Here is a 12832-nt window from a genome sequence, read left to right as displayed (position 1 = left end):
ATTACCCTCTTCTTCTGTTTTTACCCGCCCCCCCTGCAGGGGTATTTTCGAATATTCAATTCTCAGAGGCTCAATTTTACTTATAATACATCCTCTTCTGATTTTCAATGAATTAGTTTAGACGGGCAAGTAAATCAATATTTTTATTGAAATTATTTTCAGATTTAATTGCATCTTAATATTTAATTTCTATCTTTGCACCTCCTTAAACAAAGGGAATTAATTGATTCCGTAGCTCAGCTGGTAGAGCATTACACTTTTAATGTAGTGGTCCTGGGTTCGAATCCCAGCGGGATCACAGAGAATAGTATCAAAAAGAACTAAAACCCTGCAAATCAAAAGATTGCAGGGTTTTGTGTTTTATGGGATATACCAAATTATGCAATAAATCACATGAAAAATGAGCGTCATTAGGCGCGTTATTCTTTATTTCATCAAACTCCCCTAATTTGTATTAATCAATTGGTATTCAGTCGGTTCATAATCTGAACATCTTGTGTACATAGAACTGCAAGGCTAACTTTCTTTAACCTTAAATCGGTCATTATGAAAAATGGATTTCATGCTGCTTTTTCTAATTAAAAAAACCAAAAAAACTATGTTAAAGCTATTGTATCCATCTATTTAAGGATTACTGTTGACAGAAAATCTGCAGAACTTTGCACCAGCAGAGAATGTGAACCGGAATTGAGGAACACTAAGGCAGGTCTCAAAATTCATAACAAAAAGATAGAGGAATTGGTAGAAAAGATAGATTATGCCGGAGGAATGCTGAAAAGGTTTAAGGTATTGCAAAGACATGTAAAAAAATACCTGTTTGTTAAAAATCAGAAAAGCGATCTTAACATTAGGTATATAGACCATGAATTTAGATGGCTTTGCTTTATCTCCAAGGATAAAATCAAAAATAAAAAAAAAGTGCTATTGGTCAGATAAAAGCTGAAAAATAAATTATTGGATAATACGATTAAATGCTATTAAAAAAAGATGTTGTTGCAGAAGTAATTATTGGTGTAAATTTAATAAAAATATAAATTTCACTGTAATCTTACTATATTCAAACTATATTTTTTCTTTATGATACGCCGATTTTTAATTTTTCTATTTCTATTCGCTTCTCTTGCTACTCACGCTCAAAACCCAAAAACCAAATTGGAGATTTGTAATACATTTTTCCCAGATTGGAAAGAAGTAAATAATAAAGATATTAAATACTATTTTTTTAATGTTCCGGAAAATTGGAATTATCCTAAAAAACAAATAAAATTGGCAGTTGTCCAACTTTTATCTCTAAAAAAAACAAATGAAAATGTTGTCTTTGTTTCGGGAGGTCCGGGAGGATGGTCAATTGGTGCTATAAAAAAATGGCTTAATCATCCACTAAGGGAAAAAGCTAATATAATTTTGCTTGATCTAAGAGGAACAGGATTCTCCCAACCTAGCCTCTGCCCAGATCTTGGAAAAAAGATATTAAATGTTTTCAGCCAGGATACCCAGGGAAACAAAGAGATAAATGCTATTGTAGATATTTCGAAGGAATGTAAAGAACATCTTCTGAAAGATAAAATAGACCCCGCAGAATACAACAGTAATAATATTGCTCAGGATTTACATACTTTAAAAACTGAATTAAGAATTGATAAGTGGTTTATCTATGGAATATCTTATGGAACATATATTGCCCAGCTTTATTCCAAAACATATCCTGGCGATGTTAAAGGTTTAATTCTAGATTCTCCTATTTCCGAAATATCTGATTATTATAGCAAAAACACTTCAAATTACCTTAATAGTTTACATCTATTATTTAAAGATTCTAAAAGCAAATTCCCTGATCTGGAAAAAGAGTACTACTCGGTAATTAATAAATTGAACAGAAAAGGTTTTTCAGTAATTGTTGATAAAAAAATCATCCCTAATGGGCATTTTACCTATAATGCAGATGAATTTAAACTTATTATTCAACAATCTCTTTATAACAAACAGCTGATAGAGGTTATTCCATTAATCATAGACGCATTTAATAAAGAAAATAAAGATGTATTATCCAGTCTTGTGGAATCTTTTTCTGAGTCGCTAAAAAGAGATTTCGGAACCTATTATTGTGTGACGTGCAATGATGTATATAACAATCAAAGTATTTCTCTTTTTGATGAAAATTCAAAACAGCATGATAAAAATGGAGCGCTATTATTCTACCGTTCTGATTTATTCGTTTGTCAAAGCTGGGGAATTACTAAAAAACCCACAAGCGATGAGGATAAACAAAGTGACAGCACCTATAAAACTTTGATTTTTGCAGGTAAGTATGATCCAATTACTCCCTTATCAAACGGCGAAAAACTTGCTAAAAAACTAAAAAACAGCTATTTGGTTAAAATGCTATATGGCCATGGGACTAGTTTCTCTAAAGAAGGGAAACAGATGCTAGCGCGTTTTATAAGCGGTTCGGCTATTGAAACTGGAAATAAAGCGCCCGAAGTTCAGTTTGTTTCACATAATATATTTTACAATAAAGGGATATCTAAATTGGCAGAAAACTTTAATAAACCTAATTGGTTATTTTTATCGTCCTTGATTATTGCCCTGTTACTGATTATAAGTTCTATATTTATTTTTATCCCTAAGTTAAAAGCACCCGGGAATCGTACATTATATTCTCTTATTTTATTTAATTCCTTTCTGGGAATTGCGTTGTTTTTGTCTTTAAGCTTGGGAATCTTTCAAACTACCAACCAAAATATTTACATTTTGTTATTTGGTCTTATCAAGAAGTTTGAATTTGTTATTTACCTCGCTTATATATACATTGTTAGTACATTAGTATGCTTTGGTTTGGTTCTTGTCAAACGAAATACCATTAATAATATTGAGCTGATTTATGGTCTGATTTTCTCCTATATCTTATTGATTATATACTTAGCATTTTGGGGGATTATTTTATAACGAGTATTCAATCTGTTGTATTTTTACCTGGCTCTCCTTGAGATTTTCTTTGGATGCCATATTGCATAAATAATCTTCACTTATTGATATCTTTAAAAAAAAATAACAGGTCATTTTTACTTTATAGAACATTACCATTTATCATTGCAAAAATATCCGCTGAATGGAATATATTAAAGAAAAATTCACCAGGAATTGAGGCTTATCGATATCCAATAAACTAAATATCGATAAGTAGTTCAAAATTTCAGTCTAAAATGGCAGAAGACCATGAACATTTACCTCATAAGCTTGCCTTTGCTTCCTGCCACCTGCGTATAGTTAACTTCTATAAACGTCCTGCTGTTTTTCACATTCCGGAATGGCTACATTTTTGATAAAGTTTAATACAAATTTTTCAAACTCAATGTTGAGATTGAATCCATTATGAGTTGCCACTATTGCTGAGTAATACTGATAAAGCTTTGCTGTTTGTATCAATGCATTTTGCATAGAAATTATATCGTCTTTAAGTAAGGTATTATACAGCTTTCTATATATGTCTTCTCCCTCCCACTGTTTAATTTTATGACCATTGTAATAAACATCTTTTTCCTTTTCTTCAAGCAAGCACTTTTGCTCAATCATCCTTATTAATTCTTTTTTTAAGTAGTGATCATAAACAAGCAAGGCATAATAAAATTCTTCTCTTATTAATTTAACAGATGCCGTGTAACAGGATTGCCAAAAAAAATTGTATCCATTCAAAAACTGTTTTTCCGTTAGTGTAACGCTTTTTGTTTTTGAAAAATTGATTGCATAATTAAGTGTTTTTTCCAAATTAATTTTGTCAGCATGAATTCTATATCCCCTTTGTATTGTACTATAAAATTTGATAATATTTCCTGACAATGACCTGCTTAAAAATTTAGGTAATACACCTATCAATCTGTATTTTTTCAACATGAAATAATACTTAATCATATTGAACCGCGAGAGGTTTACGATTGTTATATCATACATTAAGCCATTGTCCAAAATTATTTTATTTTTATCAATACCTTCACCCGAATCCCTAAAAACCCTTCTGGAAATAATATTGCCTAAATGCGAAATCCAGCTATCATCCGTATTATTCATGTATTTTTTGGGAATTGTAGTAAATACATATAGATCTATATCTGAAAATAAATCTATATATCCCTGCGAGAAACTACCTACGGATATCAGGGCTTTGATATCTGGATTATTCTTCAGTACTTTTTCTATTCCTTGATTAATCTGTTCTATTCTTTCTCTAAGCATTATACTGTTGTTTAATCCAATCTATTTTTGATCTCTTCAGAAGATACTTCTCTTTTTCTTTGCTTGCTGATCTTAGAGTTTCCAAAATTATAAGTATAAGTAAACCTGATAATTCTTGGTTCGTAGCTATATTTTACAAAAGAACTGTTATCGGCTTCAATAGACTCAAAGCTATATATCTGACCAAATACATTATTAAAACTTAGCTGGATACTGCTATTCATTTTTTTTAATTTCTTATCTACACTAAGGTTTACCCTTTGATATTGTTTGATTTTGCTAACGCCTGATAAACGGTTGGAATTATATGCTGAAAACAGCTGAATTGAAAAATCTTTAGGTAAACTGAATGTTTGTGTAGTGCGTACTATAAAAAAAGTATCATCATTTTCCTGGGCATTAATCTTCTGATTTATGTAAGATAGCTGAAAAGAGTTCTGCATCTCCCACCATTTATTGATTTTTAAAGGTGCGTTTATTGAAAAGGTTAAAGTATTTAGATAATCAAGATTAAGAGATGTTAAACGTTGCTGAGAAGACTCAGGTAAGAAAACTGTTTGAGATCTTGCAATTGAGTTCTTTTCATGAGAATATTCTACGCTTGCTATATATTTTTGGAATTTATAGTTTAGGGACAGAATATTGCTAATTGAAGGTTTTAACCTGATATTCCCAAAATAAAAAGTATTGGGATCTAAAAATAATACATAAGGAGCCAGATCAAAATAAGTAGGCCTCGACACTCTTCTTCCGTAAGAAGCTTGTAAACTAGATTTTTTTCCGATCTCTCTTGAGAAAAATAGCGAAGGGAATAGTTCGCTTAGCTTAGTATCCAATGCATTTCCAGCACTAAGTAAATCAAGCTTCTGTGTGGAGTATTCATAACGTAAACCTAATTTAACATTTGTTTTTTCATTAGCCCCCCAATCTACCGATAAATATGTAGCCGATATATTTTCAGTTAAGTTTGATTTTTCACTCAGGTTATTATTTTGAACATATTGTCCATCAATAAGGTCATCTACTAATACGGTATTGTTTAGTTTTGAATAAGTATACTTACCGCCAAAATCTAATTTAATTTTTTCATTAAGTATTCGGGAGTAATCTATTTTCCCAACTCCTACACCTACCGGGGTGTGCTTTTTAACAGAAAACATTTCATTTCTTTCTAACGCCCCATTTTTATCAAAATATTGATTGTTATAATTGTTAGGTGCTTTGTTGAGGTAGTTCAGATAGTCCACATCAAAATTTATCACCTGCAGAGAATCTATTTTGTAATTGAGGTTTAAATTGGAAGTGAATAAATTTCTGTAACTATCTTCATCATTAAATAAACCCGTATAGGTAGTGTTATTTAGGTTGTTCTTTATATTAAATCCGCTTGCATCCTGCTTAAAATTATTTAAATTTCCATTTACCAATACGCCAAACGTAAATTTCTGATTGATATAATAGTCCAATCCTAATCGTCCTGAATACCCGGTAATAATGGGATCCCTGTATGTTTCGGTAAAACTGCTGGTTAGTGATTGATCAGAAGAGCGGCTTGTACCAGAATTTGTAAAGGTTCTGGGTGTATTATTCCTATCATAGTTCAGATCACCATAAAAATTGATTTTATTATTGCGCGCATTCCAGTTAATCCCAAATTTCTCTTTATCTTTTTTTCCATACCCCAGCCCAGCAACGATACTTCCATTAGTGCCTTTTGCGTTTTTTTTAATCTGTTTGATATTGATTAATCCTCCTGTAAATTCTGCATCGTATTTTGCCGGTGGGATTGAAATAAGCTCAATTTTTTCAATATCTTTTGCGTTTGTACTGCTTAAAATCTGGATTAATGAAGAAATAGGAATCCGGGTTAGTTTATCATTTATCAATACGCCAACTTCCGATTTTCCGTTCAGTGTAATCGAACTGCCACTAGAACCTATCTCTACTCCAGGTAATCTTTGAAGAACTTCTAAAGCCGATCCTGAAATCCCGATTGGGGTTCCTTCAACATTTATCACCAGGCGGTCTATTTTCTGTTCTACCTGTTGTTTTTTTTGACCAGTTATAACAACTTCCTGTAGGTTTTTCTCTTGATCTATATAGGTAATCCCCAAATCCAAATCTTTATCTATAACCGTTACACTTTTCTTAATTTCTTTGGACAATAAGGTGTGGATTGTAATTTCATAACCTGATGACGGAAGATTAGTTATGGTATAAACACCGTCTTTATCTGTAAGTGAGACTTTAATAATCTTGGTATTATTGACTTTTACATCAACGAAAGGCAAAGGGTTGTTATTTTTATCAAAAATTTTCCCTGTTATTTTGTACTGCGCATATATACAGTTACAGGATAATGATAAGAAGATTGCTAAAAAAAATTTCATTTGTCTCAAATTAAAAAAATTAATATTTATTGATAGTTCAGCCATGTTTTATATCTCTTTTATAAGATCACTACAGCTACTTACTCTATTCAAAGAGGAAATCATTCTTATGGATTCAAATATTTACTATTGCTGAATCCTCCTCTTTTTCCACAGCAATATCCTGTATGATTTTACCGTACTCGAATTTTAAAATTCTATCAGCATGTTTAAAATATTTGTCATCATGAGTAACTGCAATAATGGTTTTTCCCTGCTGCCTAAGGAAAGGAATAAGGTTTTCATAAAAATATTTTCTAAAATGCGGATCCTGGTCTGCTGCCCATTCGTCCAATATTAACAAGGGCTTTTCCTCAAGCAGGGCAAGAATCATGGATATCCTCTTACTTTGACCCTTGGAAAACTTTCTCCTGACCGAAGAGTCGTCATCATTTTTTATAATACTATCCATTTCCATCATTTTGAGATACTCAATATATTTAGCGTTCTTTTTAATCTGGTAGTTATCATAATTCTGAGAAAAAATATAATTATCGGTAAATATGGTTGATAACAAGTTCTGATAACCTTCTATATTGTTCGAGATATCGCCCCCGTTCAAATAAACCTTTCCTGTTGAAGGAGTATATAAGCCTGTAAGTAAATTGATAAATGTGCTTTTACCACTGCCATTTCCGCCAACAATAAATATTACTTCTCCTTTTTTGATAGTGAGATTTATTGGCCCCAATGTAAATGAGTCATAATCAAATACACAGTGCGAAAACTCCAAAATATTAAATGAGAGAGGGGAAGAAACAGCAGGTTGTTTATCGGAAGTGGCGCTGATGTCTACTTCTTTTAAGAACTTCCTTATCCTCTTTTGAGAAACCCCTATTCTCATATAAAGATTCTGCATCGTGATAATTCTGTTTATGGGTCCTGACATAAATAGTAAGATCACAATGAATGAAACGACTTTATCTATTGAAACTATGCCAATGAACGGCAATACAAACAGAATTACTCCGAAAATAAAATAAAGGCCATACTGGCTAAGAACATTAATGGCGCTGAAACTGTTGCTGATATATATATCAGTTTCTTTGGCATCATTTCTATTGGGAATAATAAAATTATGTGATAGATTATATTGTCTTGCTGCACTAATTTTTAATTCTTTAAATCCCTGTAATATATCTTGTGTAAATTTATTGAAATCATCATTACTGTTTCTGAGATCGAGTAATTGAGCAGATAACTTTTTACTCATCGAAAAGTACAGATATGAAATTATAGAAATCAATAAAACAATAACAACTGCTCCCATTATAGAAAGGCTAAAAAGATAACCAATGCATAAAAGGATTAACAGTAACGAATTCAGCGTATTGGTAATAACTCCTGGAAGAAATATAAATACCCTAATATCTTCCAATATCCCATGTATCCGTTCCGTTCCTAAAGAATTGAGGCGTATTAATGTTATATCCTTAAGACTGTTGGTTATATTGATTTCGCTATCGTAAACGAAATCATACGAGATCCTGATGATTTTTTTCTGAAAAAAAATATTCAGCAGATATGAAAATATTATAAATGAAAAAAAAGGTATAGCAAGCCCGTTATTGACAAGCTCTTTATTGGCTACAGTTTTGTTAACAATATATAAAATTCCCAACGTCAAAAATGTATTTGCCAGTGAATATATTATAAGAAAGAAAAAATTCGTTTTCTTGATTTTTATCATAATCTGTTTATAAAATAATATTTCCCTGATCTAAAAATCAAAATCAATATCTACTGAACTGTTTATTTGTATTTCTCTATGAGTTGATAAGTTTACCTTTTCAATAATCTCATCCGGATACTTAGTTAACCAATCGGTCATAAGCGTTATTTTATCCCAGATCATCTCTACGATAGTATCATCAATACTTTCAACGTATTCCATTTCACACCTTAATCCGCCAGATTCAAAGAAGTTGAATACAAGTGGAAATCTTGGTAATGTAGCCTGTATGGTTTGCTTTTTTAATGTAAATGTTCCAAAGTCGATGCTTTCTTTTAGCAGTACATCCGAATGTTGATAGACCACTAAAAATTCGGTCAATGTATCAAGATTACTCGTTAGCGGCTGTGTAATTTTCTCCTCCAAAACCAGTAAATTATTTTGGGTATTTTCTGTCAATGTTTTAAAAGTAAGTTCATTCTTTACAGAAAGCCGGAAAGGAAGGGTTTTTATGAACATCCCTACAGCTTCTTCGAGCTGGACATTATTCCTGCCGCTAAAAACAGTCCCCAGGCAAATTGGATTTTGTTGATATATCTTATTTAGAACAACGCTTAATATGGTAAGAATAGAAGAAAACAATGTTGTATTGTTGGTACTTGAAATTTTTCTTAATTCATTGTACTGACGTATCGATAAATGAAATACCTTACTTTTTACTATTCCTGGTATCTGACTATTAATCAGAACTTTCGTATAGGTGTTATTTCCTAAGTAAACTTTCGGGATATTTGATTCGGCCTGAAAATTATTTTGTCCCCTCAGCCATTCAGAATAATCTTTAAATTGAATGTCACTCGTTGATTTTACAGGTATCCCATTATAAATCCTAATTAGTTTGGTCAATATGATTTCTAAAGAAATGCCATCAACTATAATATGATGGGTTAAGAAAATCAGATATTGTTTAGCATTATAATGAACAATAATTGATTTGAAAAGCAAATCCGTTTCTAAATTGAAATTTTGCGAAACATAGCCTTTAATTGAGGACAAAAAATCCTTTCCGTTGAGGTCAAGAATAGCTAAACTGAATTCTCTATCCGCTCTGATTATTTGGTATATTTCGCCGTTTTTTTCTACAAAATTTGTTCTTAATATTTCATTTTCCTGGATAATGGAGTTGATTGACTTTTCCAATAAAAGCGCGTCTATATCTCCTTCTATTTCAAAAACGGAATACATATTATAGGAATTGGAAAAATCCAGTTTCTGAGAGGCCAACCAAATATTCATTTGATCATTTGTTAATGCATATAAGTTTTTTATCTCTGCTTTAGGAATGAACATTTTTCCCTTACTATCGTTCCCTAATACTTTTGCTAAACTTTCGATAGTTTGATTCTGAAAGATAGATTTTAATGAAACCTCATGATTTAATTCTCTGGAAATACAATTTATTATTTTCCCTGCCATCAAGCTATGCCCACCGAGTTCAAAGAAATTATCGGTAATACCTATTTCATCTATTCCGAGTACCTCCTGCCATATTTCCGCCAGCTTTTTCTCTATTTCATTCTTTGGGGCAACAAATTTTCTTCTGATTAAATCTCCTTCCGTAAAATCTGGTAATGCTTTACGGTCAACTTTGCCATTAGGAGTTAACGGGATATCATCTAACTCTATATAGAAACCAGGTATCATATATTCTGGTAACCTGCCCTGAAGATATACTCTGCATTCGATCTTATTTATCTCTAAGCTTCTATCTAAAGCGCTATCTACTTTGTAATAAGCAACCAATACCTTTTCTCCATTTACTTCTTTTGCATCCGCTACAACCTGTTTGATTAACGGGCTGAACCTCAAAATATGGGTTTCGATCTCACCCAATTCTATCCTGAATCCTCTTACTTTAACCTGAAAATCATTCCGTCCTAAAAATGTTATTTCTCCTTCCCCATTCCACTTTCCTAAGTCGCCTGTATCATACATTTTAGGATTATTTTTTTCAGTTATATAAAAAGGGTTATCAATGAATTTCTCCTGGGTAAGTTTTTCATTTTTGTAATATCCTTTCGCCACTCCATCTCCAGCGATGAAAATTCTCCCTGCAGTGTTTTCAGGTAAAAGATTAAGGAATTTATCAACAATATAGATTTGGGTATTATTAATTGGTTTTCCTATATTAGAGGCATCAGAAGGCTTATCTATCTTCTTTGCACTTGACCATATTGTAGTTTCTGTTGGTCCGTACATATTCCACACTTCTTTACTGTGTGTTATGAGTTTTTCTGCTAAAGATTCATTCAGACTATCTCCTCCACAAAGTATTTTAAGATTTTCATTTCCTTTCCAGCCTGCATTAAATAACATTTGGTAAAAGCTTGGAGTTGCTTGAATAATACTCGGTGCTATTTGCGCTAACTCTTTTTTTAATTGTTCTATATTATTTAATGTTGCTTTACCAGCAATAAATACGCTTGCTCCAGATATTAGTGGCGTAAAAAATTCTAAAATGGAGATATCAAAGGAATATGTGGTAACCGAGTACAGCACATCATTTGCCTGAACTTGTGGTATGTTTTGAATACTTGTTAAGAAGTTGGTTAGCGCAAGGTGCCCTACTTCTACTCCTTTTGGATTTCCTGTAGAACCAGATGTATAAATAACATAGGCTGTATCGCCAGGGTTAGCATTATAATTTAATTCGGTCGCCGATGTATATTCAAACCGCAGCAGTTCCTCTTTGGTAATAAAATGTATTTGATTTTTATCGCCTGATGTTCCTGTTGATTCAAATTCTTTTAAAAGTGTATCTTCGGTTATGATGAGTGAGGCCTGACTATGTCCAATAATGTATTCGACCCGCTCTTTCGGAAGCATTGGATCGATAGGAATATAGCATTTCCCAGCTTTAAGTATTCCTAAAAGAATAATAATAAGTTCTGCAGACCTTTCAGTCCATACGCCAACAGGCATATTATGCGCTCCAAAACCTGAAAGCAGGTACTTTGCTATATTATCCGACTTCTCTTTTAGTTCTTTATACGTTAAGGTTGTTATCTTATCCCATACCGCTATGCTATCAGGCGCTTTCGCAGCCTGTTCTTCAAATAACTGAATAATCGTTTTATTGTTAGGATAAGCTTTTTCACTGTTATTGAATTTTATTAAAAGCTTTCTACATTCGTGTTCGGTGAGGAAATTCAGGTTTTTTATTTTTTGACCGGAATCACTCAAAACTGACTCCATAAGTAGCTGGAAATGTTCTGTAAGCTTATGAATACTTTCTTGTGTAAAGTAATTCAGATTATAGTCAAAATCAATTTTCACATCCTCCCTTTCGTCAAATTCCCTTATATATAATGCTAAAGCTACTCTTTCTGATTCATGGCTAAGCGGCACCACTTTAGTAATTGTATTTATAAAATGAGCTGAATAATCCTGCTTTTCGTAAGACAATGTAACATTGAATATCCTTTCCTTTTGATTAAATACCCCCAATTCTTTTACCAATTGCCCCAAGGGAAAACGCTGTTGACGGTAGTCGTGTTTTAGCTGTGCTTTGATTTTTTCTACTAAATCAATAAACGTTTCTTCTTCATCAATTGAAAGTAGTAAAGGATTTACACTCATGAATAAACCCACAGTCTTCTTAAATTTAGCTCCCGAACGGTTTAAAACAGGCAATCCTATTGAAACATGGTTATTTTGAGATTTTTTAGCCAAATAAGTATATAAAATTGCAAGGATAATATGAAAGGTACTCGACTTTGTTTCTAAAGCCAATCTTACCAATCCATCATAAACAGCTCTTTTTATTATAAATTCTTTTCTGTAACTGGTATTGATTGTTAGTGAAGGATCTATTTTTTGAAATAAATTTTCAGGAATAATTTTAAATTTCCCAGCCCAATATTCCTTATCATTAATAAATTTCATAGAGTTGAAATACTCCTGATCTTCAATAATAAAATTCTCGTAAGAATATGGATATAAAGTAATTATGGCTCCGTGTTCCATAATATCGTTATAGTTTTTCACCAAACGTGTAAACATCAAAGATGTTCCCCATCCATCGGTAATTATATGGTGGTAAACAGAAAACAGATAATGGAAATCATCGTCTACTTTTATTAGAACAAAACGATATAAAAATATATCCTTCTCTATACTAAAAGGATTTTTAAACTCTTGTTGCATCAAATCCAATACTGCAGTTTCTTTATTTTCTTTAAACGAAAAGTCAATAAATTCGAGTTGCCGGATTTTATCTGTAATCAGCATTTCCACGTTATCATGCACTTCTTTTAAATGGCACCTGTAGGCATCATGCTGTTGTATTAAAGCGATATACGCCTGTTCAAATTTTTCTTTGTCTAAATATCCTTTGATAGAAATTCTTGCTCCTATATTGTAAATAGGTTCATTTGGAAACAAAAGCTGTTCGAAATAAATATCTTGTTGAGGAAGAGTCAGTTTCATTTTTAGATGTCGA

General features: G+C 32.1%; 5 protein-coding genes and 1 tRNA gene. 2 read left to right on the top strand and 4 right to left on the bottom strand.

The annotated features are described in order from the left end of the window. Nucleotides 1-225: 225 nt before the first annotated feature. Both AY601_RS05125 and AY601_RS05115 read left to right on the top strand, forming a co-directional pair. Nucleotides 226-298 (top strand) — tRNA-Lys (locus tag AY601_RS05125). A 779-nt stretch (nucleotides 299-1077) separates the two neighbouring features. Then, nucleotides 1078-2946 (top strand): alpha/beta hydrolase, encoded by a 1869-nt coding sequence (locus AY601_RS05115; protein WP_068397426.1) that lies wholly within the window; start codon nucleotides 1078-1080, stop codon nucleotides 2944-2946. 321 nt (nucleotides 2947-3267) lie between these two features. Here AY601_RS05115 and AY601_RS05110 read toward each other — a convergent pair whose 3' ends face one another. The 4 genes from AY601_RS05110 to AY601_RS05095 all read right to left on the bottom strand — a co-directional run bounded on the left by AY601_RS05110 (nucleotide 3268) and on the right by AY601_RS05095 (nucleotide 12819). Beyond that, nucleotides 3268-4230: an aminoglycoside 6-adenylyltransferase gene (locus AY601_RS05110; RefSeq protein ID WP_068397424.1), complete on the bottom strand. Its 963-nt coding sequence runs from the start codon at nucleotides 4228-4230 to the stop codon at nucleotides 3268-3270. Between the two features lie 11 nt (nucleotides 4231-4241). Next, nucleotides 4242-6620 carry an outer membrane beta-barrel family protein gene (locus AY601_RS05105; RefSeq protein ID WP_068397416.1) on the bottom strand — a complete coding sequence of 793 codons (2379 nt, stop codon included), beginning with the start codon at nucleotides 6618-6620 and terminating at the stop codon, nucleotides 4242-4244. Nucleotides 6621-6735: 115 nt separating this feature from the next. After that, complete coding sequence (locus AY601_RS05100; RefSeq protein WP_198163618.1) at nucleotides 6736-7929, bottom strand: ATP-binding cassette domain-containing protein; 1194 nt, start codon at nucleotides 7927-7929, stop codon at nucleotides 6736-6738. Nucleotides 7930-8379: 450 nt separating this feature from the next. Next, nucleotides 8380-12819 (bottom strand): non-ribosomal peptide synthetase, encoded by a 4440-nt coding sequence (locus AY601_RS05095; protein ID WP_068397411.1) that lies wholly within the window; start codon nucleotides 12817-12819, stop codon nucleotides 8380-8382. Between the last annotated feature and the right edge of the window lie 13 nt (nucleotides 12820-12832).

The organism is Pedobacter cryoconitis (genome assembly GCF_001590605.1).
Taxonomy (GTDB): Bacteria; Bacteroidota; Bacteroidia; order Sphingobacteriales; family Sphingobacteriaceae; genus Pedobacter; species Pedobacter cryoconitis_A.
Note: the sequence above shows the minus strand (reverse complement) of the source record. Positions and strands in the feature narration are given on the sequence as shown.

Excerpts from the sequence above, each read along its gene's own strand:
- AY601_RS05115 (WP_068397426.1), top strand. The coding sequence starts at position 1,078 with ATGATACGCCGATTTTTAATTTTTCTATTTCTATTCGCTTCTCTTGCT.
- AY601_RS05110 (WP_068397424.1), bottom strand. The coding sequence starts at position 4,230 with ATGCTTAGAGAAAGAATAGAACAGATTAATCAAGGAATAGAAAAAGTA.
- AY601_RS05105 (WP_068397416.1), bottom strand. The coding sequence starts at position 6,620 with ATGAAATTTTTTTTAGCAATCTTCTTATCATTATCCTGTAACTGTATA.
- AY601_RS05100 (WP_198163618.1), bottom strand. The coding sequence starts at position 7,929 with ATGGGAGCAGTTGTTATTGTTTTATTGATTTCTATAATTTCATATCTG.
- AY601_RS05095 (WP_068397411.1), bottom strand. The coding sequence starts at position 12,819 with ATGAAACTGACTCTTCCTCAACAAGATATTTATTTCGAACAGCTTTTG.